Origin of the sequence: Paenibacillus sp. RS8, assembly GCF_041956825.1 — a bacterium.
Classification (GTDB): domain Bacteria; phylum Bacillota; class Bacilli; order Paenibacillales; family Paenibacillaceae; genus Paenibacillus_AQ.
Window position 1 is genome coordinate 7,072,708 of sequence record NZ_CP168131.1, and the last position, 25,881, is coordinate 7,098,588.

17 protein-coding genes and 9 tRNA genes are annotated in these 25,881 nt (G+C 50.5%); 6 read left to right on the top strand and 20 right to left on the bottom strand.

Features of this window, described 5'->3' with window-relative positions:
• Positions 1-220 precede the first annotated feature (220 nt).
• The 4 genes from fabV (at position 221) to ACDZ28_RS33140 (ending at position 4,856) form a co-directional block, all read left to right on the top strand.
• Positions 221-1,411, top strand: coding sequence for an enoyl-ACP reductase FabV (gene fabV, locus ACDZ28_RS33125; RefSeq protein WP_375103819.1), 1,191 nt, complete (start codon positions 221-223; stop codon positions 1,409-1,411).
• Between the two features lie 175 nt (positions 1,412-1,586).
• The gene (locus ACDZ28_RS33130; protein ID WP_375103820.1) at positions 1,587-2,507 is read left to right on the top strand and encodes an aldo/keto reductase family oxidoreductase; all 921 of its coding nucleotides are present in this window, start codon (positions 1,587-1,589) and stop codon (positions 2,505-2,507) included.
• 264 nt (positions 2,508-2,771) lie between these two features.
• On the top strand, positions 2,772-3,902 hold the full coding sequence (locus tag ACDZ28_RS33135) for a glycoside hydrolase family 88 protein (RefSeq protein ID WP_375103821.1): 1,131 nt from the start codon (positions 2,772-2,774) through the stop codon (positions 3,900-3,902).
• Positions 3,903-3,995: 93 nt separating this feature from the next.
• Entirely contained in the window at positions 3,996-4,856 is an 861-nt protein-coding gene (locus ACDZ28_RS33140; RefSeq protein ID WP_375103822.1) for an AraC family transcriptional regulator, read from the top strand.
• A gap of 242 nt (positions 4,857-5,098) precedes the next feature.
• Here ACDZ28_RS33140 and ACDZ28_RS33145 read toward each other — a convergent pair whose 3' ends face one another.
• From ACDZ28_RS33145 to ACDZ28_RS33185, 9 genes are all read right to left on the bottom strand, one after another.
• A complete protein-coding gene (locus tag ACDZ28_RS33145) occupies positions 5,099-7,492 on the bottom strand; it encodes a GH36-type glycosyl hydrolase domain-containing protein (RefSeq protein WP_375103823.1) in 2,394 nt (797 codons plus the stop codon).
• A 32-nt stretch (positions 7,493-7,524) separates the two neighbouring features.
• Positions 7,525-11,709, bottom strand: coding sequence for a glycoside hydrolase family 2 protein (locus ACDZ28_RS33150; protein ID WP_375103824.1), 4,185 nt, complete (start codon positions 11,707-11,709; stop codon positions 7,525-7,527).
• Positions 11,702-12,382: a hypothetical protein gene (locus ACDZ28_RS33155; RefSeq protein ID WP_042130528.1), complete on the bottom strand. Its 681-nt coding sequence runs from the start codon at positions 12,380-12,382 to the stop codon at positions 11,702-11,704. Before ACDZ28_RS33155 ends, ACDZ28_RS33150 begins: the two co-directional genes overlap by 8 nt.
• Before the next feature lie 265 nt (positions 12,383-12,647).
• Positions 12,648-14,198 carry an ABC transporter substrate-binding protein gene (locus ACDZ28_RS33160; RefSeq protein ID WP_375103825.1) on the bottom strand — a complete coding sequence of 517 codons (1,551 nt, stop codon included), beginning with the start codon at positions 14,196-14,198 and terminating at the stop codon, positions 12,648-12,650.
• Between the two features lie 38 nt (positions 14,199-14,236).
• Positions 14,237-15,121 carry a carbohydrate ABC transporter permease gene (locus ACDZ28_RS33165; RefSeq protein WP_375103826.1) on the bottom strand — a complete coding sequence of 295 codons (885 nt, stop codon included), beginning with the start codon at positions 15,119-15,121 and terminating at the stop codon, positions 14,237-14,239.
• A gap of 15 nt (positions 15,122-15,136) precedes the next feature.
• Entirely contained in the window at positions 15,137-16,123 is a 987-nt protein-coding gene (locus ACDZ28_RS33170) for an ABC transporter permease (protein WP_375103827.1), read from the bottom strand.
• A 291-nt stretch (positions 16,124-16,414) separates the two neighbouring features.
• The gene (locus tag ACDZ28_RS33175; protein WP_375103828.1) at positions 16,415-18,724 is read right to left on the bottom strand and encodes a helix-turn-helix domain-containing protein; all 2,310 of its coding nucleotides are present in this window, start codon (positions 18,722-18,724) and stop codon (positions 16,415-16,417) included.
• A 58-nt stretch (positions 18,725-18,782) separates the two neighbouring features.
• Complete coding sequence (locus ACDZ28_RS33180) at positions 18,783-19,547, bottom strand: SGNH/GDSL hydrolase family protein (protein ID WP_375103829.1); 765 nt, start codon at positions 19,545-19,547, stop codon at positions 18,783-18,785.
• A 2-nt stretch (positions 19,548-19,549) separates the two neighbouring features.
• Complete coding sequence (locus ACDZ28_RS33185; RefSeq protein ID WP_269321971.1) at positions 19,550-19,684, bottom strand: hypothetical protein; 135 nt, start codon at positions 19,682-19,684, stop codon at positions 19,550-19,552.
• Here ACDZ28_RS33185 and ACDZ28_RS33190 point away from each other — a divergent pair.
• Positions 19,672-20,565 carry a helix-turn-helix domain-containing protein gene (locus ACDZ28_RS33190; RefSeq protein WP_375103830.1) on the top strand — a complete coding sequence of 298 codons (894 nt, stop codon included), beginning with the start codon at positions 19,672-19,674 and terminating at the stop codon, positions 20,563-20,565. The genes ACDZ28_RS33185 and ACDZ28_RS33190 overlap by 13 nt on opposite strands.
• On the opposite strand, the gene ACDZ28_RS33195 is transcribed toward ACDZ28_RS33190, so the two are convergent.
• Positions 20,562-21,473: an AraC family transcriptional regulator gene (locus ACDZ28_RS33195; protein ID WP_375103831.1), complete on the bottom strand. Its 912-nt coding sequence runs from the start codon at positions 21,471-21,473 to the stop codon at positions 20,562-20,564. The genes ACDZ28_RS33190 and ACDZ28_RS33195 overlap by 4 nt on opposite strands.
• 128 nt (positions 21,474-21,601) lie before the next feature.
• Here ACDZ28_RS33195 and ACDZ28_RS33200 point away from each other — a divergent pair, with 128 nt between their 5' ends.
• Positions 21,602-23,605, top strand: a complete 2,004-nt coding sequence (locus tag ACDZ28_RS33200) for an alpha-amylase family protein (RefSeq protein WP_042130537.1) — start codon at positions 21,602-21,604, stop codon at positions 23,603-23,605.
• A 449-nt stretch (positions 23,606-24,054) separates the two neighbouring features.
• Here the strand turns inward: ACDZ28_RS33200 and ACDZ28_RS33205 are convergent.
• The 10 genes from ACDZ28_RS33205 to ACDZ28_RS33250 form a co-directional block, all read right to left on the bottom strand.
• A tRNA-Lys gene (locus ACDZ28_RS33205) sits at positions 24,055-24,127 on the bottom strand.
• Positions 24,128-24,207: 80 nt separating this feature from the next.
• Positions 24,208-24,286 (bottom strand) — tRNA-Leu (locus ACDZ28_RS33210).
• 19 nt (positions 24,287-24,305) lie between these two features.
• Positions 24,306-24,382 (bottom strand) — tRNA-Arg (locus ACDZ28_RS33215).
• Between the two features lie 10 nt (positions 24,383-24,392).
• A tRNA-Gly gene (locus tag ACDZ28_RS33220) sits at positions 24,393-24,467 on the bottom strand.
• Positions 24,468-24,503: 36 nt separating this feature from the next.
• Positions 24,504-24,576: transfer RNA gene (locus tag ACDZ28_RS33225), tRNA-Lys, on the bottom strand.
• Positions 24,577-24,591: 15 nt separating this feature from the next.
• Positions 24,592-24,669: transfer RNA gene (locus ACDZ28_RS33230), tRNA-Asp, on the bottom strand.
• A gap of 26 nt (positions 24,670-24,695) precedes the next feature.
• A tRNA-Met gene (locus ACDZ28_RS33235) sits at positions 24,696-24,772 on the bottom strand.
• 44 nt (positions 24,773-24,816) lie between these two features.
• Positions 24,817-24,892 (bottom strand) — tRNA-Val (locus ACDZ28_RS33240).
• Between the two features lie 88 nt (positions 24,893-24,980).
• A tRNA-Glu gene (locus tag ACDZ28_RS33245) sits at positions 24,981-25,055 on the bottom strand.
• Positions 25,056-25,148: 93 nt separating this feature from the next.
• The gene (locus ACDZ28_RS33250; RefSeq protein WP_375103832.1) at positions 25,149-25,676 is read right to left on the bottom strand and encodes an AAA family ATPase; all 528 of its coding nucleotides are present in this window, start codon (positions 25,674-25,676) and stop codon (positions 25,149-25,151) included.
• Positions 25,677-25,881: the final 205 nt, after the last annotated feature.

Below are 25,881 nucleotides of genomic sequence, written 5' to 3' on the forward strand. Positions count from 1 at the left end.
AATAACGTCAGTGAGGTCCGTAAATCGCAATGGATGTATTAAGTTTCAGCGGTGCAGCCTACCAGCGAGCCACGGAGTAGCGATCCTTGTCTAACCGCTAAAAACTCAGAGTAGTGTTTCTTATTTAATATCCTAAATTCTTTGTATTAGTAAATATTGTTTGCTATACTTTCTCTGTGTATCAGTAGACTTAAATTTTTATACAAAGGGGAATTCCTTGATGATTATTCAACCTAAAACACGCGGATTTATATGCACAACAGCCCATCCAGAGGGATGCGCCAAACAAATAGAACAACAAATTGAATATGTAAAAGCACAAAAGAAAATTGAGGGACCTGCGAATGTACTTGTCATTGGTGCTTCTACCGGATACGGACTAGCTTCTAGAATTTCAGCTGCCTTTGGTGCTGGCGCCAATACCATTGGTGTGTTCTTCGATAAAGCTGCGGAAGGTCAGCGTACCGCTTCTGCAGGCTGGTATAACTCCGCTGCCTTTGAACAACAAGCAGCAGAGCTTGGGCTTAAATCACACAGCATAGTAGGCGATGCCTTCTCTGATGCTATTAAAGAAAAGACCATTGAATTGATTAAAGCTGAATATGGCACTGTCGATTTAGTTATCTATAGTGTCGCTTCACCTCGTCGTACCCATCCAGTAACAGGAGAAACCTTCTCCTCCGTAATTAAACCAGTGGGAACAGCTTATTCGAATAAAACCTTGAACTTCCACACAGGTGAAGTATCCATGACCACTATTGAGCCTGCTACGGAAGAAGAGGTACGTCAGACAATCGCCGTTATGGGCGGTGAAGACTGGAGAATGTGGATCGATCAGCTTCAAGCAGCTGGTGTCCTTGCAGACGGTGCTACTACCGTTGCTTACTCCTACATCGGACCTGAAATCACTCACCCTATCTATCGGGACGGAACCATTGGACAAGCCAAGCATGATCTGGAACAGACGGCGATCCAAATGAATGACCTTCTTGCGTCAAAAGGCGGACGTGCCTTTGTATCCGTTAATAAGGCGCTTGTAACACAGTCCAGCTCAGCGATTCCTGTAGTGCCCCTTTATATCTCTGCACTTTACGAAGTGATGAAGGAAAAAGGCCTGCATGAGAACTGTATTGAACAAATGTACCGCTTGTTCTCTGAGCACCTATATGGAGAAGGCAAGGCTACTACTGATGAAAGCTGCCTGATTCGTATTGATGACTGGGAAATGCGCGAAGATGTGCAGACTGAGGTTATGAAACGTTGGGACGAGCTGACAACTGAGAACGCTGCCGACCTAGCTGATCTTGAAGGCTACCGCCAAGACTTCTTCAATCTATTTGGCTTCAGAACAGATGGCGTAGACTACGAAGCTGATATTGATCCGAATGTCGACATTCCTAATATGGTCTAAATGCTAATGAGGTGGTCCGCAAAAGTAGTGAATTCTACTGATGTGGCCGCCTCTTTTATTTTTCTAAGCATACCTTTCAATACGACACAGGATATATTGGCTTAGCCTCCCTCTATATGTTATGGTTTGATAGAATACTGAAAGTTCTACTTACATTCGAAGGAGTGAATCACTCATGGTTAAAAAAATTAGTGTAGCGAATGGTGTACTAGACGTATCCCAAATTTCGCTTGGCTGTATGCGGATCGCGGATTTGTCTGCAAAAGAGGCTGATACACATGTACATAGTGCGTTGGAGCTCGGAATAGACTTCTTTGATCATGCTGACATTTACGCAGACGGCAAAGCTGAAGAAGTATTCGCAGGAGTACTTCAGAATAATCCTGGTATGCGTGAAAAAATGATGATCCAAACCAAATGCGGAATCCGCAAGGGCTATTTTGATTTCTCTAAAGAGCATATTCTCCAATCCGTGGAGGGCAGCCTTAAACGCTTAAAGACCGATTATATCGATGTGCTCCTGCTTCATCGTCCCGACACGCTGTTCGAACCTGAAGAGGTGGCTGAGGCTTTTGACATTCTGGAGAGCAAAGGATTGGTCAAGCATTTTGGGGTTAGCAACCAAAACCCGCTGCAAATCGAGCTACTCAAGAAAAATGTTAAACAACCGCTCCTGTTCAACCAGCTGCAATTGAGTATTATGTTTACGGGTATGATTGATACCGGCTTCAATGTAAATATGACTAACTCCGGTTCGGTTGTCCATGATGGCGGCATTTTGGAGTACAGCCGTCTACATGACATGACCATTCAGCCATGGTCGCCTTTCCAATACGGCTTCTTTGAAGGTGTGTTCTTGGATAACGATAAGTTCCCTGAATTGAATGAGGTCATTAACCGCCTAGCTGCTGAAAAAGAGGTGACCAATACTGCTATTGCCATCGCCTGGATTCTCAGACATCCGGCAAATATGCAGCCTGTTGTCGGTACAACCAATACGCAGCGATTGCGGGATATTGCCAAGGCTTCTGATATTACGCTCACCCGACCAGAATGGTATGAAATATACCGAGCTGCCGGCAATATACTTCCATAAGTATAAAAAACCACGAAATACGTTAATAACGTACCTCGTGGTTTTTCTTTTTGGATGGACTCTCAGAGATTTGAAGCCTGCACAAATTGATTAAGAGTCAACTGCTCTCCCAACTTGGGGCGGACAACGGTTATACTCCATAAATCAAAGCTTAGACACTCCCGTTCTTAACCGCAATTCAGCTAACCATTTGCACAACAAATCAATAGAACACTAGGCATATAATGAACATAATAACAATTTAGCAATACTATGGAGGTTATTATGAACTGGAAATCGGCGATTGAACACACGCTCTCCACCACCCGTCTTAACATTAAGCGCTTTGGTGACTCTTTTCCAATTGTAAGCCTGGGAGACGGCAAATATCATTTAACTGACCATACCGGCTGGACGGAAGGATTCTGGTCAGGTATTTTGTGGCTGAGTTATGAATACAGCAAAGACCCGGAGATTCACGCCGCAGCCATCCAAACGATTGATTCTTTCAAGAAGCGCATGGAAGCGGAACAGGAGCTCGATCACCATGACATCGGCTTTCTGTATTCGCTGTCCGCCAAGGCCCGCTGGATCGTTGATAAGGATGAAGAATCGCGTTTGCTGGCGTTGCAGGCAGCCGACATTCTAATGAAACGCTGGCGCTCTGTCCCGCAGCTGTTTCAAGCCTGGGGACCGGAAGGCGATTATGATAACGGAGCCCGGATTATTATTGACTGCCTGATGAATCTTCCCCTGCTCTATTGGGCAACCGAGCAGACCGGAGACAGCAGCTATGCGGATTACGCGAAGATTCATGCCGAGAAGAGCCGGCGGTTCCTGGTGAGAGGAGATGATTCCTCCTTTCATACTTTTTATTTCAACCAACAGACGGGCTATGCCATCCGTGGAGGAACCGCACAGGGCTTTCAGGATGGTTCAACTTGGACACGGGGACAGGCTTGGGGTGTCTATGGCTTTGCCTTAGCCTACCGCTATTTCAAAGAGCCGCATTATCTGGAAACCTCCATAAGAATGGCCCGATATTTTTGGGAGCATCTTCCTGCTGACCATGTTGCGTATTGGGATTTCGATTTGCCGCAGGAGGATTCCACGCCCCGCGACAGTTCGGCCTCCGCCATCTTTGTGTGCGGACTCCTAGAGTTGCTGGAACATTTGCCGGAGGATGACCCGCAGCGGGCATTGTTTGGTGAGGCCGTAGAGAAGTCTATGGACTCCCTGTTGAACCGCTACTTTACCGCAGGCAGTCCATCTGAAGAGGGTTTTCTGCGGCATGGCTCCTATTCTGTCAGAGGAAATTCATCTCCCGATGATTTCATGATCTGGGGTGACTATTTCTTTCTGGAAGCGCTGCTGCGTCTGCAGCAAGGCATTCCGGGATATTGGTATGAGCACTAAAATGATTACGCAATCGCCCCCCGTATCACCGGTGGCTGATATGAAATGAATGATCTATACTGTAATTAATAACGGTTATTAAGGGAGTGTTCCATGAACAGGAACGATCATTTACCCCAAAGATTTAAACCTAATTTATTTATGTACAATTATAAATATGAAAATGAGGAAGCCCATTGGTTTCACGCACATCGTGGAATTGAAATACTATATATTTACACCGGCCGCGGGGAAATCATGGCAGAGAATCAAACCTACCCTATCCGGGATCATACACTGGTCTGGTTTCAGCCCTATCAGCTGCACCGTGTGATGGTTCCTCCGACACCCAACCGTTCATATATCCGGACGAATCTGACCTTTGACCCCAGTCTTCTAGAGCAGTACCTCTCCGTTTTTCCTTTAATGGAGAAGTTTTTCCGCAGGATGTGGAAGGGCAGCCTTCAGATGCCGGTTTTCTATGATTTGCAGGACACCCTGATTCCTGATTTGCTGGAGGAATTAGATTATTCCACAAATAACTCTGCAGCTGGCACAGAAGAAAATATCGGCTTTCTGATGCTTCAGCTGATCCGTCTACTTCAAAAACACATGTCCGGTGACTTGACCGAAGTTAGCCCGCTACATTCGCGTGGAGGTTCACATGCTGAGCGAATCACCGAATGGCTTGATGAGCATTACAAAGAACCCTTCAGCCTCGAAGTGCTGGCTGCCGCGATGCATCTGTCACCCTATCATATTTCGCATTTGTTCAAGGAATTTTCAGGCATCACGCTGTCCGAATATCTGATGCAGCGGCGTGTAAGAGAAGCTTGTATACTGCTTGCCAATACCACTAAACCCGTTAAAGAGATTGCGGCAGAAGTGGGCCATCTTTCCCCTTCATATTTCAGTCAGATGTTCAAAAACAATAAAGGGATTTCACCCGAAAAATACAGAAGGAGCATCCGCTAAAACCAGCTTTTTGGATGGTACAAACAAGAATAGAAATAATCCATCAAATACCTGTCTCATGATCACTGCAAAAATCACCCTTTCATAAAATGGAGTACTAAGCAGCCATTTTACGAAAGGGTGATTTTTGTTTATTTAAAGACGAACAGAGACGTGAAACAAGAAACAGATTGGAAACGGCAGGATCCGCAGCCAACGGTCGAATGTCTCACCTGCCAGTAAAATACGAGCGGTGTACTTCTCTACAGAATAACTTCAACCTTGACCGATGAACGTCCGGGATAAGGGGGAAGTACATTACCTTCCACCTGTTCTCCATCAACGGTGATTACTTTGACCCCTTTGCAGACCTTGCTGACATTCGTAACGGTGATGTCATAGACACAGCCTCTGAAACGCCGTTTTACCGTAAACCCTTCCCAATTTGTGGGAATACAGGGATCAACGGACAAGCCTTCCAGCACGGGCTTCACACCTATAATATATTGGGTGGCGGCGATATACATCCATGCAGCCGTGCCTGTTAACCATGAAACATTGGCGAGACCAAACTTGTCAGACTCTGGCCCGAACAGGTTGGAGGCATAGACATAAGGTTCTGCTTTGTAACGCCATAAGCCCGCCTTGTCCATGGCCACATTCGGCAGCAGCTGACGATAATATTTATAGGCCAAATCTCCCCGACCAAGCATGCATTCAGCTATAATTGCCCAGGTGTTGGCATGACAGAATACCGCACCGTTCTCTCCCGTCCCCTTATTGTAATTGGTCAAAGGATCCGCAGGATCGGGAAAGGTGGTAATAGAAGGATGAATTTTTTTGATGCCGAGCTCCGTGTCCAACATTTCGCGTACGCTGTCCATTGCCTTCAGGCCCTTATCTTGGTCCGCCATGCCGGACATAGTGGCCCAGGTCTGGGCGTTGAGCCAGATTTTGGCCTCATCGTGTTCATCGCTGCCGAGGAACCGACCATCATCCATAATCGCCCTCCGGAACCAACTCCCGTCCCAGCCGATACTGTTGACCAGCTTACGCTGCGTCTCGTACATAGCTTCATACTGTGCGACGTCCTCCGGATGGCCGGCGAATACCGCAAGATCAGTCATCCGCAGCAGCACCGTTCCCAGCTGCATCGACGTCCAGATGCTTTCTCCTCGCCCCTCACGGCATACGCGAAACAGCTGATCGTTCCAGTCCGAGCGAAGCATCAACGGGAAACCGCTTTGTCCCAGCTTCGACGCGGTAAAATCAATCGCCGCCTTCAAATGCGCATACACCGTTCCCTCACCGCCGTCATAATAAGGTACCCTGGTCTTCAGAAAAGCGGCATCTCCGGTTTCCGCCAGAAGATCCCATGCCGCCAGCGCAGTCCATAAATGATCATCGGAATGGATGCTCGTTACCGGGTCCCAGCCTTCGTTCGGAAAGAAGTAGTGATTCACATGCCCGTCCCTGTACTGCTGACCGAGCAACAGCTTCAGCTTGTCAAAGGCAAGCTCCGTGTCAAAGGGCACGACCGCCAAAATATCCTGCGCGGTATCCCGGTAGCCGACACCTCTGAACGTGCCCGTGGCATAAAAGGAAATGTTGCGCGAAAACAGAAAGTTACGGTGCGCCTGGTATGGATTCCAAATGTTAATCATCCGCTCTGCATCCTTATCCGGCAGACTGCTCTCCCACGCACCCAGGTAATCCGCCCAATTTTCTTTCAGCGCCCGGAAGGAGGCTTCTACGAATCCCGCTTCCCGGGAGTGAGCGACTGCCCGCACAATCTCCTGCTCATCCGCTGCAGTACCGAGAAAGACATTTATCGTGCGACTTTCCCCCGGCTGCAGCGTCAGGTTAAACTGCAGCGCACCGCACGGGTCGCCGCCCATCAGGGTGGAATTGGTGCAGCCCCCGTTTTCAATTGCCGCCGGATTGGATTCGCTACGGTAACAGCCAATGAATTCCTCGCGATCACCGTCATAACCGGCAAGCGGCATATCCGCTGTCAGATAGACAAGTGGTGTCTCCTCCGGTTTGGGCTGGTTCTCGACGCCATACCGGTACACCAGCGCCTCCGCTTCATGGTACTGCACCGAAACCTGATGTTTGTTGTAGCACTGCCACTGCAGCTCACGCATAAATTCCATCATACCGAATTCGGCGTAGGCATAGACCTTGAGCTCTTGCGGAGTATTGCCTTGATTGGTCAAGGTCAGATTCCAGATCAGTGAATTTTCATAAGGCCCGACAAAATACACCGTTTGGGCTGCTATGCTCCCCTGACTTGCCTCGAACCGGGTATATCCCATGCCGTGGGAACTCTTCCACATCTCCGGTTTATCTGTGGCAGGTTCGCTGGTCGGGCACCAGTAGCGGCCAGTTTCCGCATTTTGTATATAAATATAAGGGCCTGAACGGTCCATCGGCAGATGGAAGAAACGGTAGCGCGTAATGCGCCAGATCTGGGGCGACTTGTAAAAGGCTACACCGCCGCCCGCATGCGACAGCATCGTGTGGAAGGTACCGTTCGAAAGGTAGTTCATCCACGGCGTCGGCATATCCGGCCGTTTGAATTCCACCTCCTTCTCCTCGTCCCTGAAGATATAATAATCCTTGGGATCGGTATGTTCATGAGGATCAGCTTTCACTTGGTTCCAGCTCCTTTATAAGATTATCGGGTTTATTTCGGCTCGACCTCGTCAAGGGTCAGCCGGTATTCCAGGCCCTTCATATAAGTGCCGTCAGAATTCAGAAAGGTCAGACCAATTATGAGGTCGCCGCCGCTTCCCCGAACTATCGCAATCAGCCGGTTGAGTCCGCTCTGCAGCGTAAGCTCCCGCTCCGGCTCTGTCACCAGAGCACCGTTCAAATAAATCTCATAAGGGGCGGTTGTGTTGATACGCAGCCTCCCCCGGTGTAGCTGTCCGTCTCCCCCCCATTCCTCCGGCGTATGCACAAAGCAGCTTAGAAACCACGGATCTCTTCCCGCATCCGCTATACGCAAAGTACCGTTGCCGGAACGACGCTCTTTCTTCTGCATCCAGCCGTAAAGGCCTTCGCCCAGATTATTCAAAGAAAACGCCGGATCGGTGTAGTACGCCTTCATCTCCTCATAATCAACATGGGGCTGACAAGGCAGTGCCATCATGGTTTCCACGGCCCACTCCTCATCTCCCTTCACACTGTCCAGCAAGCCGTCGGCAAATGACGCGCCCAGATTAGCGAGTAAACGGGAATACAGGCGGAGTGCCTTCTCACTTCCGGAGTCCGTCAGCAGCTGGGAGCAAAGCACAGAGCCTGTTCCCAGCTTGACTTCGGTCAGGTAGGTTCCCGATGGACGCGTATTTCTGCGGTTCAGCTCCACCAATGCGAGACGGCTGTATTCCGCCGTGTAGCCGTGGACGAAATAATCCTTCCAGGCGGTACCTTCAACGCTCGTGCAGAGAATCGTTGCGCCCGGTATCTCCAGGCTGTCCGCAGCCAGCACCCGGTTAAGTACATCCCGCGGCGACAGAAATACCTTGTCGAAGCCGAACAGGTCGACCGGGCTGAACCCCTGCACGGCGGCATGGACATCGTCCGCCGCCAAGTGATACGCCTCGTGCGGCTTCACACGCACGGGGCGGTTCAGCAGGCGGGCAAGCGCCGCCTGCTGGCTTGCCGAAGCCGGCAGGAGCAGCACCTGCCCGCCGGCTTCAGCGTAACACCGGAGCGCCTCGGCGGCTCCCGGTGCTTCCAGCATGCAGGCTTCGGCCACGATCAGGCCGAAGTCCTGCATGACCCCGAGCGGCGCTGTGTTATCCAGCGCCGTATACCGCAGCCGCAGCTGTTCAAGGAACGCTGCGGTCTGCCCGCCGCGGCGCACCAGCGCAGCCGCGGGCCGGGCCTGAGCTCCGGCGGTGTCCCCGCCGCCGGCGTAGGCCAGCAGGTTCCGCAGCAGCAGACAAGCCTGCGGAACCTGCTCCAGATTGGCCATCAGCTCCAGCTGATTGGCCAGGAACAGGCCCTTTCCGCTGCGGTATTCCAGCAGCGGAGACCACAGATCGCCGCCGTCTCCAAAATCGCCCGTGCTACATTCCAGCAGCAGTGAGAAGTCGCCTGTTACCGGCTTCTCAAAGGCGGCCTGAATAATCGGTGTCGGCCCCTCTTCGCGCAGCTCTTCATGCCAGAACATCAGATCCCTGTCACCCAGCCCAGCGAGCACCGGATGCAGGTAGCTGCCGGCATGGGCACGGAAGAACGGCCGCCGTGAGAGCGGCAGCTTGCCCAGCGATAGCTGGTTCTGCTCCAGCAGCAGCAGCCGGCCGCCCCGCGCGGCAAATGCCTTCAGCAGTACCTCCACTTTGCCGTCTGCGTCCTCCATCCGGCTACCGACAATAAGCAGATAATCGGCTGGCAGATCGTTCAGTAGTGAACGTTCCACTCTTTCACAGCCCGGAACAAGCCGGCGAATGTGCTCAAAATCGAGGTCCGACCCCCAATAGGCGGACCTCCGCCGCACATTCACAGGCTGACTCAGCAGGCTTGCGGACATGAGCCTGTACTCCAAACGCAGCTTGTGCACCAGCTGCCCACCGTGGAACAACTGTGCTGTCAGCGTCGCCTGCTCTCCGTCGGCAGCAGGAACAGGCATCCAAGAAAACGAAACGACCTTATGTTCAGCAGGATTTTGACTGAAAGTGAAGCTTTGCTCATGAACGTTCTTATTCCCCTGCCAGATTACAAACTCCATTCTAACTTCCTGTGCGGACAGAGTATCGTTATATACGTCAAAGCTCCGGAAGACCGGCTTATCGTCATAGAAGCAGCTGTTATACTCAGCGGCAATGATCACAGCAGGTTTAAATGCCTCAGCCATAATCGCAAAAGCCGGATTAGGCTGATACAGGGGGTATTCCTCCGGCAGCAGACCGTTGTTGATAGACAGCGAATAGGCCGGGACACATTCCGGCTTCACTCCGGGCGTTCCCGGTTCAGACGGCGGTAGCGTAAGATTCTGCTCCGGCATCGGCCGCATGAAATAATGGGCAAAATTAAAGGTGGAAATGCCGGACACCCCCTGCCGCCTTGCATATTCCACAAACAGCCGCTCCTTCAGCGCCAGCCCTGCTGTGCTTTCGTCCGTACCGCGGTAGGCCTGCAATCCGTTGTACATGCTGCTATTCTGCGGACAAATATACCACCAGCCGCCGTGTTCGCCGAAAGTCAGCGGAACCGTACGGTCCCACTGGCTGATCGTGCCGTCGATATTGTAATGGCGGCTTTCCACCTCCGTATAGGCTTTTGGCAGCAGCCGGTTGTCCCCCTCGGCGATCACCAGACGAGTAGGATCAAGTTCACGGATCTCCGCGATCAGGCCGGGCATATACTGTTTGAAGCCATCCCGTCCGTCTACCCAGCGCATTTCGTTCTGCAGGCTCCAGAGAATGACAGATGGATGGTTTTTGTCGCGTTGTACTAATCGGCGTACATGCTGCCGGCAGTTCTCCACATAAGCGGGATGGTCCGCCTGCATCGATTTACCCGAGCCGTAAATCGCCGTCTCATCGACGATCAGCATACCTTCTTCATCAGCGATACGGACATAATCGGAAGGATAAGGCTCGGCATGCAGTCGGATGCTGTTAATACCGGCGGTGCGGCAGATGCGGTACCAGTTGCGGATATAAGCTTCCGTCATCTGAAGTCCTCCCTGAAAATGCCAGGAGTCGCCTCTTAGATTGACCGGAATGCCATTCAGCATAAACCGCGGTCCTTCACACCAGAATTCTCGGAAACCGAATACTTGGTCATACCGGTCGATGACTTCCCCGTCTTCGAGCAGTTCCAGCACCGCACTATACAAAAACGGCTCATCCGGGCTCCACAGTCTGGCGCCGCTCCAATCCAGATGAAATGAGGCATTATACACTTCACCAGCCCGTTCGTTCTCACACAGCCTAAGTTTCTCCGCAGCGGCAGCATCAACAGCTCCGGCTATACACTCCGCAGATAGAACTGGCCCGGGTTCGGCTGCCACCTCGTAACTCTCCTCACTACCTGACGTCAAGGAGGCTGTCAACAGCTCTACTTCTTCCCCTTTTATCCCAGCACTAGCCATAGCTGCGGCTCTCGGCTCTTCGGAATCTTCTGCCGCTTCCAGCCCTCTGGCAAATTGCCGCAGCACGCCTTTCTCCCAGATGCCCAGCCTTACTGTTAGCGGACCTCTGCCCCCGGCTGTTCCTGATCCGGCAGCCACAGCCTTCACCTCTATTCGCCCCTCCCTGACGGAAGTGCGGATCGTAACATCCTCCAGCGACAGCACAGGAATACCTTCCAGATAAACATCCTGCCAGATTCCCCGGCTGATTCTTCCATACCAGGAGCCCATAAGCCCCGTTATTTTTGACATACCGTTTGGAAGCACGACGGTGTCGAAGCTGCTGCAGACAACATGCAATTGATGCTCCCGTTCCTGTTCTACCCTGGAAGTAATATCAAGTCTCAGCGGCAGGTACCCGTCTTCCCAAACGCCAACCTCCTGCCGGTCAATATAGATCACAGCCTTTTGCATAATACCATCCAGCCGTAATATGATCCTCTGCCCGGCCATGCTTTCTGGAACCCGGAAGCTCCGATGCAGCACACCCGCTTCAGCGGCATCCCACTCCTCCGGATAGCCGTACAGGTCAAACGGGGCATACTCATATTCCGGGATGCCGCCGAATGATTTGCCGTCCGAAAGCGGGTAGGTCCGCCTCCAGCTGGAAGGTACCTGAAGCTTGCGCTCCTCATAGTTGATTGTTTCGGGCAGCCTGCGGCATTGTGGCTGATCATATAAGGGCATGAAATTCCAATTCCCGTTTAGACATAGCAGATTACGCATCTCTTGTTCCCCACTTTCCAGGGAAGGCGCGTACTTCGAGCACATTCTCCAGCTCCCGCCACAGCTCCTGGCCCTTAGACGCTTCCTCCCATTTGATAAAATGCGGCTCCATCACTTCAGCCCAGTTGTCCGGCCGCAGCCGGGTCTTCAGTTTTCCTTCATAAGGGGCTGGCTCCCGGGTAGCCGGCTGCTCTGCATAAAAAAACAGCACATTCTCATGCAGGCCGATCATGCCGTATTTATCGCCGTCCCCCGGCCGCTCCTCCTGGTATTGATAGTGGTAATAAATATAGCTGGCTGCCTCTTCTGGCTTCAGCAGCGCAAGCCGTCCGTAAGGCTTGCCTTCCGTGCTCCGGCGCTCCCAGTGCTGTATGGAGATTGGCTTTTGGTAATGAAAAATATCCGTCATCGGCACCCAGCGGCGCCCTTTTTTCCCTCCAGGCCACACGGCAAGCCGCTCCGAGACCTCCGGCAGTAAAACTTCCGGCGAAACCGGCGTTCCGAGACATTCATAATATAGAAACAGTTGGCTGCTGCAGACAAACAAGCTTAAATGGTCCACTCGGAGACGCTCCATAACGTCGATAAGCGAATGAGAGACCTCCCTGTTACGGAATAAAGCAGCGGCCTCCTCACCTTCCAGTTCTTCAGCTCTATATAAACAGCGCTTCATTCCGCACCTCCTTATCCTTCACACTCATGTTACTGCATGCAAGCCTTTCCAGCCTTGACGATGCTGACCTTGTTTAGCATAATTACGACATTGTCTGCAAGAGCATTGATGGGATATTCCTTAGACTCCTCCTCACAGGTTAACTATAAAGCGCTCTCCCCATAGGAAGAGCGCCCAATAACATTTAAGCCATAACCGAGAAGGTGAAGTCATCGAACAGCATGTAGGGGAAGCCATCCTTAAGCAGCAGGTTCCTACGATCTCCTTACTTCTTCAATCCTTTATCTTTAAGGAACTGCTCGAATTGTTTGGTTACTTCCGCTACGTATTTTTCTTCACCCGCTTCCTTCAGCTTGCCGTAAAGTGCAGGCCAGGTTTCTTCGAAATCGAGTGTTCCAGTAACCAGTCCCCGTTTGTATTCCCCCCAGACAGCGTTAAGGTTGGCGATCTCCGTATTCACCGGCTCGGAATTGAACTTGAAGGCGCCGACAGGATTGACCTCTGAATTGGAATTGATCTTTTTAGTTTCTTCCCAGACGTTTTCCGGCTGTCCCTCTTTCAGATAAGAATTGAATACGCTCCCAAAAACCCAGTCCATATTCGGCAGATAACGGGAATCTGCCAGAGCCTTGATGTATTCACCATTGGTCTTCTCATAGTGTTCACCAGCTACGCCGTTGCAGAGCAGATTGTACAGCTCCTTATCGGTATTCACCAGATTGAGGAACATCATCGCACGTTCCGGATTAGGAGCAGTCCGGCTGATCGATTGGTTGGTCGTAGCCGAATATCCGTTGGAGAACCAGTCGCTGAGCGGAACTGTAATAACCTCATTGCCGCCGTTTTTGGCCTTGACTTCAGCTTCCACACCGGGCTTCAGTGTAACGTTGAAATCGACTGCGATTTGGCCTTTGACGAGATAATCATTCATTTTTTCCGTAGCTGCATCTTTATAAATATAACCTTCCTTATACCATTTGCTAGCCAGTCGGAAATTGTCCAGCTCTTCCTCCGGATAACGCTGCAGTGTGTAGGTAGGATCATCAGTTTTGATATAGAAATGGTCATCTAGTCCCGGAACTACCCAGTACTTGTCGTCATGTGATTGCGGATTGATGAAAGAAGTGCCGAATAAACCAAATGGAATAATGTCCGGTTCATTTTGCTTGATTTGGGCCAAGAACGGTTCAATATCTGCAATTTTCTTGATGGAAGCGGTATCAAGATTATACTTGTCAGCAAAACGTTTCTGGATGATAAATCCGTAACGGGAGCCGTTGATCTGCTGATTCGGGATACCGTAAATTTCTCCGTCGACCGAAAGACCGTCCCACATCACCTGCGGTACATCCGCCTTCAGCTTCGGTGCGTATTCATCAAGCAGAGCATCCATCGGCTGGATGGCTCCTTTGCGCACCAGCTCTTCCGGCTTCAGCATATAGCCGGTCCAGAGAATGTCGAACTTCTCCCCCGCCGCCAGCACCGTGTTCATCTTCTGCACATAATCTCCGATCGCAACAGGCATTAGCTTGACTGTGGCATTAATCTTCGCCTTCACGATTTTGTTAACTTCCTCCTGTACCTTCTCCTGGTCGGCCTGAAGCTGTGACAGCGGATAATACCAGGTCAATTCAACCGGCTTTAGCTCGCCTGCGTTTCCTGATTCCGGAGCCGCGCTTTGTGTGCTTTCCGCTCCGCTTCCTTCCGCGCCTTTCCCGGCATTACTGTTGCCACCGTTATTGTTCCCTCCGCAGCCTGACAACACGGATGCAACGAGCAATACGGATGCCAAAACTCCAAACAGCCTCTTTTTCATGTAAGTGACCTCCTGTACTTTGTACATGTAATTGTATGTTAACCCTTTAGGGAGCCAACCGTAAGTCCTTTAACGAAAAACCGCTGAAAAAACGGGAAGATCACCAGCATCGGTCCACCGGCCAGCACAGCGATCGCCATCCGCGCCGAATTGTTAGGGAAACTCGCCAGATCGATGCCGAGCTGCTGCGTAAATTCCGAGTTCGTAGTCAGAAACTCAATACTGTTGAGTGTCCGAACCAGCAGGAGCTGCAACGGAACTTTATTAGGATCGTCAATGTATAACATCGCGTTGAACCATTCATTCCAGTACGTAAATGAAATCAGGAGACCCAGCGTAGCCAGTGCTGGCGTCGACAGCGGCAAAATAATCTTGAAGAAAATGCGGAATTCCCGCGCTCCATCAATTTTGGCTGATTCAATGATCTCAAGCGGAATTTTGGACATGAAACCCTTCATGACCATGATGTTGAACGGCGACAGCAGGATAGGAAGAATCAGTGCTAGCAGACTATCTTTGAGATGCAGATATTGCGTAATGAGAATGTAGGAAGGAACGAGTCCCCCGCTAAACAGCATGGTGAAAAATACATAAAATGTGGTCACCCGGTTATACCGATAATCCTGCCTTGAAATGACGTATGCGGTCATCGCAGTCAGCAGCAGCCCGGCTAATGCGCCAATCACGGTCACCATGAGCGTCACTCCGTAAGCCCGGAGCAGAATGTCGGGAGCGTCCAGCAGATAACGATAGGCATCCAGACTGAACGATTTAGGGATAAACTGATACCCGTTTTCGGTCAGCGACTTTTCATCCGTAAGCGACACTGCTATAACGAGCAGAAAAGGCAGGACGACCACCAGCGAGAGCACCGTAAACAGCAGGTTAATAAATAGCTTGGAAAATTCGAATTTCTTGGACACTTTCAGGGCACCTCCTTACCATAAGGAATGATCGGGATTGATTCTGCGCACGATTCGGTTTGCACTCAGCACCAGCACCAGACCGACAACCGACTGATAGAAACCTGTAGCCGCAGACATACTCACATTGCCGACTTCGCGCAGCGCACGGTACACATAGGTGTCAATGATATCGGTAGAACCGTAGAGAAAGCCTGAGTTATTCGGTATAAAATAATGCAGGCCAAAGTCGCCGCGGAACATGTTGCCAATGGACAGGATCAGCATAATAATGACCAGCGGAGCCAGCAGCGGAATGGTGATTTTGAACGCCATCTGCCTTTTGGTTGCCCCGTCGATCCGCGCCGCCTCGTAATATTCGCTGTTAATACCTATGATGCCGGCAAAATAAATCAGCGTGTTGAACCCTACCACTTTCCATAATTGAACCAGGATAAGAATCACCGGCCACGGTGTAGCATTCTGATACCAACTTACCGGGTCCAGACCGAAGGATTCCAGCGTACGATTGATAAAACCGTCAGAATGGTTCAAAAAGGCGTACGCCACGTAACCCACCAGTACCCAGGAAAGAAAGTGGGGCAGAAACAAGGCTGTCTGGTAGAACTTGCTCCACTTTGCCTTGATTTCGTTCATGAGAATCGCCAGCAGCAGCGCTGCCGAGGTGCCTACCAGAATGTAAGCGATGTTATAAAGAACTGTATTACGGGTAATCCGCCACGCTGTGTCGGTAGTGAATAAATAACGGAAGTTATCCAGACCTACCCACTTGCTGCCGAAGATTCCGAGATCATACCGGTAATTTTTGAAGGCGATAATCAGGCCGATCATTGGAATATAGGCAAAAATCAATTTGTACAGTAATCCCGGCAGTGAGAGTAGAAACAGCTCCCGGTTATTCCGGAAATGATGAAGCTCTCTTCCGATCCAATTCTTTTTGCGCGTTCCGGGCGGCACACTTGAATTTGCTCTTTGATCCGCTAGTGGAACCTTATTCAACATAACCAAAGCCCCTTCCTTTCCTTCCTTAGCTGCAGCTGTTTGCCTGTGTTCCAGGCTTTGCACGACTAACAATAGCGCAGAATCAAGCTTTGGCGTTACTGTACAATTGCAAGATTGCTGTAAAGAGGGACTGTATTGTTGCCAGTTTACTGTTCTGGCCGGGCGGAGTTGAAGCAGCGGGTAATAGAAAGATAATTTATAGCGGGGATCTTTTAGATTCCTTTAGTTAGCAAAAAGCCCGCAAATGAACAGGGTTCATTTGCGGGCTGACTTAAGTATAAATTGGACAGGTTATCTGCTGCGGTCAATGGCAGATTTCAGTCGGTACTCCTTCGGTGTCGTTCCATAGCGCCGTTTAAATAAACGGTAGAAATAGCTTTCATTCCCGAACCCGACCTTTTCCATAATTTCAGTTACGGTTAAGTCCTTCTGTTCCAGGCACTCTCTGGCACTGCTCAAACGCGCTGCGTTAATCTGGTCAACAACGGTCGTTCCTTCCTGCGCTTTGAAGACTTGGCCCAGATAGACGGAGCTCATCTTGAGCATGTCGGCAATCCGCTGCACATTAAGATCTGGATCGGCATAATGCTTGTCGATAATTTCCTTCACCGTTTCTGCAAGCAGCCTGTTCTTATCTTCACGCCCGCTCTTGCGCTGCCCTGTGACCTCGCGTACAACCTCCAGGAGTACGCCCTCAATCTCATCCAGTGTCTCTTTTTCAAGAATACGACGGTTAATGGCCTGCAGGTTGTAAGGCACCGGATTGACGTTACGATTGTTCATCTCGCCAAGCGTATTGCTTAATGTAACAGCAAGATGAAGCACCGCAGAGAACATATTTTCGAAACTGAAGCCGCCGAGCAGCTCCCTCCATTTGCGTATCGCTTGCTCCGTCTCCGCCAGATCCCCGCCCTTCAGTCCTTCCGTCAGCTGCCTTTCCAGCTCCTGCGGAATGCGCAGGGATTCATTCTCCTCATTCTCCCGAAGCATTTCAGGTTCAAGCAACACTCCCTTGCCGAAAATCATCCGGTAATTGGAGTGGCGAATGGCTAGATTGTAATGCTCCGATATGCACCGGTAATCTGTGAACAATTCGCTCAGCGTAACCGTAAAGGTAATATGGTAATAGTCAAAAATAGTCTGCTGAAGCGCTCTAAAGCGCTCATCCAGCTTCGTAAGTGTCCCTGCTTCACTGCCGACGATAAAGACAAGATGGCCGCTTTTCATGTCCGCCGCTTCGCAGGACCCTTCAAGCCGCAACAGCTCCTGACCGATATTGGCAATGGCAAAGTAAAGCAGGGATTCCATCGGCAGCCCCGGATCTGCCGCAAGTCCCTGCAGATTGTCGATCTGCACCAAGGCTAGTCGCAGAGGCGACGGAAAAGCGATGTCAATTCCGTGCTGCTTTCTGATCTGCTGGAATGCCTGTTCATCAATACTGCCGCTTGACCCGATCAGACTCCGCAGCTGGTAAAGCTTAGCGATATTCGACTGCGATGCCCGTTCCAGCTCCAGACCCTTCAGCTTGCTGATCATCTCAGTTACGTTGGCCGCAATCAGCGACAGCTCATCCTTCGCCTGCGGGGCGCCGCGTACATCCTGCGGCACCAGCGTCAGCAGCTGACCCACCGGCTTATACAGCCGCAATGCAAAGAATACGGACAGCAGGATAGCGAGCAGGACTACAGACAGCGTGACCGCTACCTCCGTCCATTTCATCTGCCGGACGCTGCCCAGCACAACATCATAGTCCTGCATACTGACGATCTGCCAGTTATTCATCGCTTTGCTCAGATAAGTGACCTTATATTTCCTTTCTCCATTCGTATAGTTAAAAGAATTAAGAACCGTATCCGAGGAGGAAATCCGCGGCAGCAAATCCGCCTTGATGTTAAGCCCGTCAGGCAGCTGCCCGTTGGTAGAAATAAGCACCTCGCCTTCGCTGTCCGTGATAAAGAGCACATCATTTTCCCGTTCCGCTACATGATTAAGCGCTTTCATGTTATCCAGCATCCAACCCGGCTTCACCGTTAAAATCAGCACATTGTCATTGATAGAACCAAGAGACTCCCCGTCATAAATGAATGTAGCAAACACATCAATCCCCCCGTCCTTTCCGTCAAGGTCCAGCGGAATCAGCTGCAGCTTCGGCAGATCAGCCCGGGAGTTCATGTATTTCTTCAAGGAATCGTAAAGAAGACTATTGTTAATTTCATGATTCAGCGAGGAGAAGAACCGGTGCTGGGCACCGTTGTATAAGACAGCTGCATGCAAATACGGGGAAGCCGCCACTGTATGGTTTAGGCGCTCGATCTTGAGAATGCTCTGTTTGTAATCTGCGCCGGACTTCAGCGCGAGCAGCTCTTCATCATTATAAAGAGATACTGCCAGATCCTTAACGATACCATTCATATTCTCTATATTGTAGTTAATTTGGGTAAGCAGCTTCCGGTCGGCTTCGTTCTGCAGGCTAAGTACCTTGCCGCGGGCGCTCGAGTTCACAACCAGCGAAGCGACCGCCAGAACGGCGACAACAAGCATAAAGCTGAGCAAAATCCGCTGTAGATATTTGCGCGAACGGATTGTCTGCAGTACATCCATGTGTCCTCACTCCCTGATTTTAGGGTGACCTTAATATAATCCCGCCTTGTTTTGCTTGTCAATCCGCGTTTTCGCGGGCCGCCTCCCGCGAATCCTCTGCATCCGACAGCTTATCCAGCTCTGCGTGGAACAAATCCCGCAGAAGTATGCTTGCTATAACCCTATGTCCTGATACATCCGGATGGATACCGTCGCCATATCTATACGAGGCATTAACCGACCTCTCATGCCGTATATGCTCCAGCAGCGGTGTGCGCAGATCGATGACACCATCAGCGGGACAGCCCCCGCTTAGCAGCCAGTCCGCATAACGCGCCAGCACATGATCGTAATCTCTGTAGGGCGCCAAATAGCTGAAATCATCCGCTTCCGCCGGCTGCAGCGTACCGTTCATTGACGGGGCGTCGAATGGCGGCGGTGTCATCAGCACGGCTTTGGCCCCTGCTTCCCGAATTTGTGTGCTCAGCCGCAGCATCCCCGCCTGATAGGCTGCAAAACGTTCTTCCGAAAAGGGATGATAAATCCCGTCATTCATCCCGTAGCAGGCTACGACCACACTGGGAGAGGCTTCCTTAAGCTCTCTTGACAGCCGGTTATGTACACAGGGCCGTGGAAAAGGATGAGTGGCTTCGCTAAGTCCCGAAGCCGTCTCGCTGGGAACACCGCAATGGACCAGTTCTACCGTCCAATCCGGACGGTGCACCTGCAGCCACTCCCGGGTTAAGCGGATATATAGACCGTCAGCCGTAATGCTGTCCCCTAGAAATAGAATCTGGGAATCTGCGGAATCTTTTGTTACCTTGTCAGTAAATAGATGCAACATATTTATCCCTCCTGACCATCGCGCAGATCTCCCGCTTGGCCGAAGCCAGGCGATGCCCCGCATTCTAATGGTAGCGCCGGCTGTCCTTTTCCGCCTTGACGATTTCGACCTTCTTTAGCATAATATGGCCATGACAACCAAAATATTTGCACAGGACATCGGACTTGAGCCCGGTTTCACTTTTAGAATCCAGAAATGTCCGCTGACCCATGATTACTATGTCCACAGCCATGATTTCTCCGAGCTGGTCGTCATTCTGTCGGGAAACGCCGTGCATATCATTGAGGGGAGAGAGTATCCAGTCACTGCCGGCCAGGTTTTTCTGATCCACAGCGATGTTTCCCATGGTTACAAGGATGTCGACGGCATCGAATACTTTAATGTGATGTTCCAGCCTGAGCAGCTGCTGCAGCAGTCCGAGCTCAGACTGATGCCGGGCTTTCAGGCATTATTTTACATTGAACCTTTTTACCGAAAGGAAATGTATTTCAAAGGTATGCTCTCCCTTGAAGCAGAACAACTCTTGGAGGCCACACGGCTGCTGGATAATATCCTCGAAGAGCATGACCGGCAGCCTGAAGGGTACAGGCTGATGATCCGCACCTATTTTACTGCTTTGGTAGGCATGCTATCACGCTATTACCAAACCAGCAGCAAACACGAGGATAACAAGGCGCTGCGGATCGGTGAGACAGTCACCTATATCGAAGAGCATTTTCTACAGCCAATCACCTTGCAATCCATGGCGGATATGGCTTATATGTCAACCCGCCAGTTTCTGAGAGTCTTCACCCGCAATTATCAGACCACTCCTATGGACTATGTCATCCGTAAGCGGCTGGACTATTCCTGCACGCTGCTGCGCAGCCCCGGACTCACGATTTCCCAGGTGGCCATGGACAGCGGCTTTCATGACCAGAACTATTACTCCCGCCAGTTCCGCAAAGTATTTAACTGTACACCCAGCGAATACCGAGAGAGAAATCAGGAATCCTGCCGGACCCCAAGGAACTCCTAGAGCTCCAGCGTATCGTTCACGGCAGTAGCATCTTCCTTTTGACGCAGCCGCCGCCGGTACGCTCCGGGCGTTACGCCGAATCTTGTGCTGAACAAACGTGTCATGTAGTTTGGATCGTGAATGCCCACCCGTTCGGCGATTTCGGAGATGCCCAGCACCGTACCGCTTAGCAGTTTCTTGGCTTCTTCCAGGCGCCGCTGCAGCACGTACTGTAGCGGTGTGGTTCCGATATGCTGTTTCATGCACCTCGTAATATAATCCGCCTGGAAGTGCAGCTCCTCCTCGAGTGCGGCAAGGTTAAATGGCTGTCTCCATTGAATATCTAGATAGGCAGCGGCTGCCCGGGCCAGCCGGACCGCCGGCTCCGGCAGGGTCGTCCGCGCACATTCCTCTTGTAGTGCCGCCAGCAGCCCAGCCAGTAGCAGATGAAGCCGGAGTGCGTTCTCAGCATTCAGCCGGCTATGGATCTCGTTCATCTCATGCAAGATCGGCTCCAATGCTTCTACGTCAACAGTGGCGTACTTAGGCATGTATAGACGCTGTTGTACAGAGGGCTCCTCATCCTCTACCGTTCCTTTGACCAGCAGCGACGACCATGGAATGTCCTCCCGCCGGATATGAGCTGGCTTACATCCATGGATGAAGTGCACCCAGTAAATCTCCGTATCCTCCCCGCAGGCCCGATACCCATCATGCAGCAGCCCTGCCTCCAGCACCAACAGTTTTCCCGGACCCACTGCATAATCCTTGCCCTCTTCTGTCATATAGAGTGTTCCCCGTTTGACCAGCAACAGATCATACACGCCGAAGGTGCGGGCGAAATGCCGGTCTCCCGACGACCAGACAGCATGTCCCACCGTGACAAATTGCGGCAGCGGAGGTATCGCGAATTCCAGGCACAGCACCATATATCTCTCCTGTCAAAGTCGATTTTATGCTATTCCATGTCTATATTATCACTGGCTGCTCCGGCAGAAAAGAGTTACATTGACTGGGAACCCGCTTTTCATCCAATTAGATAAGGGGCTGTATATCCATGCGCTTTCGTCAGGTTCACCTTGATTTCCATACTTCTGAAGCCATTCCCGGCATAGCCAATGAATTCTCCAAATCTCAGTTTCAGTCCATGCTGCGTGCCGGTCATGTAGACTCTATCACTGTGTTCTCCAAATGCCATCACGGGTGGGCTTATCATCCCAGCGAAGCCAATGAAATCCATCCGCAGCTCTCTTTTGATCTGCTGGGGGAGATGATCACCGCAGCTCATGATATCGGAGTACTGACGCCGGTATATTTGTCGGCTGGTCTTGACGAGAAGCTTGCTCGCCGGCATCCCGAGTGGCTGATCCGCGATGCAGAGGACCGCACACGCTGGGTGAAGGACTTTATGACACCGGGTTACCACGAATTTTGCCTTAACACGCCTTATCTGGACATTTTACTGGGGCAAATCCATGAAGTGGTCTCCCGGTATGACACCGACGGTATCTTTCTTGATATCGTCGGCGTCCGTAAATGCCGCTGCCAGTATTGCGTTGACGCACTTCGTGCCTCAGGCCTGGACCCCCGCGACGAGGCTTCAGTCATTGCCTTGGGCGAGCAGACTTATCTGAATTATGCACGCCGTGTCCGGGAGACAATCGATGCTGTGAAGCCTGGTCTACCGGTCTATCACAACAACGGTCATCAGCAGCGGGGCCGCCGGGATCTCGTGCAGGTCAATAGCCATCTCGAGCTCGAGTCGCTCCCTACCGGAGGCTGGGGCTACGATCACTTCCCGCTGTCAGCAAGGTACGCCCAGACGCTGGGCATGGAATTTCTCGGTATGACCGGCAAATTCCATACCTCCTGGGGCGAATTCGGCGGATACAAGCACCCGAATGCGCTGCGGTTTGAAGCAGCGCTCAGTCTGGCCCACGGTGCCAAATGCTCCATTGGTGATCAGCTTCATCCTTCAGGCTTAATGGATGAAGCGACCTATGCCCTGATCGGCTCTGCCTACGCTGAGGTGGAGGCGAAAGAGCAGTGGTGCAGTGGAGTTGAGTCCGTTGCAGACATTGCCGTCTTGTCCCTAGAGGCGGCACGTGAGGCCTGCCCCGACGGGCAGGCACTGAGAGGAGCGCGCAATCTGGCCGACGCGGGTGCGGTACGCATGCTTACCGAAGGCCATTATCTGTTCGACATCGTAGATACCTTCAGCGATTTTTCCGCTTATAAGGTACTGATACTTCCGGATGAGGTACCGGTATGGCCGGAGTTAGCCACCGTTATTGAAATCTTCACAGCTGGAGGAGGTAAAGTGCTCGCCACCGGGCGTTCAGGTCTGAATACAGCAGGCGATGCGTTTGCACTGAACCTGGGTATCAACTGGCTGGGAACCAATCCTTACCGGCCAGCTTATTTCTATCCACATTTCACCCCGGGGGCTCTGCTGCCAGCCTCCTACGTAATGTACGGTGAAGGTCAGCTTGTGGAATTGCATGACGGACAATCACTGGGTAATCTGGAGAATCCATATTTCAACCGCGATGTATTCACCTTTTGTTCACATCAACACACACCTGGTACCAGGGAAGACAATGGACCAGGCATGGTCGAAAGCAGCCATGGAATCTATATCGCTTGGGATGTGTTCAGCGAATATGCGGAAGCAGGCCATCTTATCCTGAAAGAGATGGTGCTTCATGCGCTATCACGGCTGCTCCCCCAGCCTGCCCTGCGCACCAATCTGCCGGCCCGGGGAATAGCGACCCTGCAGTATCAGCAGGCGGAGCAGCGCTATGTGAACCATCTGCTTTATGCCTCCCCCGTGCTAAAAGGACGCATTGAAGTTATCGAAGACCTCGTGCCGCTACGGGACATTTCTGTCAGCCTGCGTCTTCTATCTTCTGCTCCTGTCCAGCGGGTCTATCTGGCCCCGTCAATGACAGCTCTGCCGTTTACGGTAGGCCAGGATGAAATTTCTTATATAATTCCTTGCTTGGAGAATCACCAGATGGTAGTAATAGAGCTGGCACAGGAGAAATTTCCAGTAGAGTAAATTCGCTCAATCAAACAGAATCAGGGAGGTCCAGCAACCTATCATGGCTTCTATAACCTCCCTTTTCTTATTGCAATGTCCCCTTCAAAACATAGTCCCTTAGCCGATCCTCTCCGATTCAGATATAAAAAAATCAACCCATCGCTGATGAGTTGATCCATAACTATTTTTTAAACAAAGTTGCTCATAGAAGATCTCAAGCTTAAGCCATTTGCTGTACCAGTCCTCCCAGTGCACCAAAGACCATATTCTTCGTCATAGTTGTGCTGTGTTACTGCGCTTCTTTCCAATGGCGTCAGTATGAAAAAAGTTCAGGAATCTCCTTAAGTTCAATTCAAAAATCAACATAGCAGAAACCATGAATAAAACAATAAAGATATAATATATTTCAGCAAAGAAAAAGAGTTTATAAGATCGCTTAGTAAGCAATCTTATAAACTCCTTTAGGATGGACTCTCAGGGGCTCGAACCCTGGACAAATAGATTAAGAGTCTACTGCTCTACCAACTGAGCTAAGAGTCCACAATATAATGATTTATCTTATAGAACTTGAAAAGCAAAAGCTCTTAGCATAACGCATAAGAGCTTCGCTTGCTAATTGATACCGGTGAGAGGACTCGAACCTCCACGGTTTCCCTCTCGATTTTGAGTCGAGCGCGTCTGCCATTCCGCCACACCGGCAAATTATTGAGTTAAAAGATGGCGCGCCCTGAGAGATTCGAACTCCCGGCCTTTTGATTCGTAGTCAAACGCTCTATCCAGCTGAGCTAAGGGCGCAAAATTTATATGGAGCGGACGACGGGAATCGAACCCGCGACCCTCGCCTTGGCAAGGCGATGCTCTACCGCTGAGCCACGTCCGCATACGGTATGTATTGATGTCCGACTCACTAAAGAAGTGAGCCATGAAGGACTCGAACCTTCGACACCCTGATTAAAAGTCAGGTGCTCTACCAACTGAGCTAATGGCTCATAAAGCAAGAAAAATGGCGGAACCGACGAGATTCGAACTCGCGATCTCCTGCGTGACAGGCAGGCATGTTAGGCCAACTACACCACGGTTCCAAAAGATATAATTGCTTGATGAAAATTGGTTGCGGGGGCAGGATTTGAACCTGCGGCCTTCGGGTTATGAGCCCGACGAGCTACCGGGCTGCTCCACCCCGCGTCATTAAAAAATATTCAACTATCCATTACAATAAGAAAGCTTCATGGTGGAGGCTGAGGGGATCGAACCCCCGACCCTCTGCTTGTAAGGCAGATGCTCTCCCAGCTGAGCTAAGCCTCCATGTAAAGAAGCAACTCAATTATCATAACACAATCTAACCAGTAATGCAACATTTTATTTCAGAAGAACAATAACGTTTTAAAGAAATTGGTGACCCGTATGGGATTCGAACCCATGTTACCTCCGTGAAAGGGAGGTGTCTTAACCCCTTGACCAACGGGCCTTATTGAAAACAAAATGTTTTGACAACAAAAAAGATTATATCATGTATTTCGAAGTATAGCAATACATAAATTAAAATACTTTCACTTCTATTCTAAGCAGGCATTAAAGTAATGCCTAGCTTGAGTGATATAAGCTCCACGACTTCAAGAACAGTCCGGTTATTCGTGTCTAAATGCTCTCGGAATACGTCCTGATTCAGTCCTGTGATGCATCTGTCGATCTGTTGAACGGCCCATGAGTCCTTCTCCTCACCTCTACTAGTCAATCGCTTAAGCAGCGTCTCTCGTGAGGCACATAAAGTGAAATGATGAACCTCTAATCCTTCATTCATTAGCTTCCCCACAATCTCTATCCAATAATCTGGGTTGACTATAGTCATAGGTACGATAATCGTCCCACTATATTCGCTAACTATGTATTTTAACATGGAATGATTAATTTCACGCCAAAGGTGATAGTCCTGAAAGTCACTTATTGTCATCACATCGGGAATGTTTGCTCTTATGTAATACCCAACATTCTCTGGATCGTATACAAAGGAATTAGGAAGCCTGCGATGTAATTGATATGCAGTTTCTGTCTTCCCCGCACCAAAAGCTCCATTAATCCATATAATCAAGATGATTCTCCCCCATGAATAATCTATTATTTTGAGTGGCCAAGACTTAAAGACTCTATTAATCACAATATCATAAGAATCCTTTCATGTAATAATGTATTTAATAGATTTAGTTCTTATTGTTTTCTTTAAACCCTTACATGCAGGTTCTCTGTATAACAAAAAGACCACTGTCGATTACTCAACAGTGGTCTCACGTGCTTGG

Excerpts from the sequence above, each read along its gene's own strand:
- ACDZ28_RS33155 (WP_042130528.1), bottom strand. The coding sequence starts at position 12,382 with ATGAAGCGCTGTTTATATAGAGCTGAAGAACTGGAAGGTGAGGAGGCC.
- ACDZ28_RS33200 (WP_042130537.1), top strand. The coding sequence starts at position 21,602 with ATGCGCTTTCGTCAGGTTCACCTTGATTTCCATACTTCTGAAGCCATT.
- ACDZ28_RS33195 (WP_375103831.1), bottom strand. The coding sequence starts at position 21,473 with ATGGTGCTGTGCCTGGAATTCGCGATACCTCCGCTGCCGCAATTTGTC.
- fabV (WP_375103819.1), top strand. The coding sequence starts at position 221 with ATGATTATTCAACCTAAAACACGCGGATTTATATGCACAACAGCCCAT.
- ACDZ28_RS33170 (WP_375103827.1), bottom strand. The coding sequence starts at position 16,123 with ATGTTGAATAAGGTTCCACTAGCGGATCAAAGAGCAAATTCAAGTGTG.
- ACDZ28_RS33160 (WP_375103825.1), bottom strand. The coding sequence starts at position 14,198 with ATGAAAAAGAGGCTGTTTGGAGTTTTGGCATCCGTATTGCTCGTTGCA.
- ACDZ28_RS33180 (WP_375103829.1), bottom strand. The coding sequence starts at position 19,547 with ATGTTGCATCTATTTACTGACAAGGTAACAAAAGATTCCGCAGATTCC.
- ACDZ28_RS33135 (WP_375103821.1), top strand. The coding sequence starts at position 2,772 with ATGAACTGGAAATCGGCGATTGAACACACGCTCTCCACCACCCGTCTT.
- ACDZ28_RS33190 (WP_375103830.1), top strand. The coding sequence starts at position 19,672 with ATGGCCATGACAACCAAAATATTTGCACAGGACATCGGACTTGAGCCC.
- ACDZ28_RS33140 (WP_375103822.1), top strand. The coding sequence starts at position 3,996 with ATGAACAGGAACGATCATTTACCCCAAAGATTTAAACCTAATTTATTT.
- ACDZ28_RS33130 (WP_375103820.1), top strand. The coding sequence starts at position 1,587 with ATGGTTAAAAAAATTAGTGTAGCGAATGGTGTACTAGACGTATCCCAA.
- ACDZ28_RS33175 (WP_375103828.1), bottom strand. The coding sequence starts at position 18,724 with ATGGATGTACTGCAGACAATCCGTTCGCGCAAATATCTACAGCGGATT.
- ACDZ28_RS33150 (WP_375103824.1), bottom strand. The coding sequence starts at position 11,709 with ATGCGTAATCTGCTATGTCTAAACGGGAATTGGAATTTCATGCCCTTA.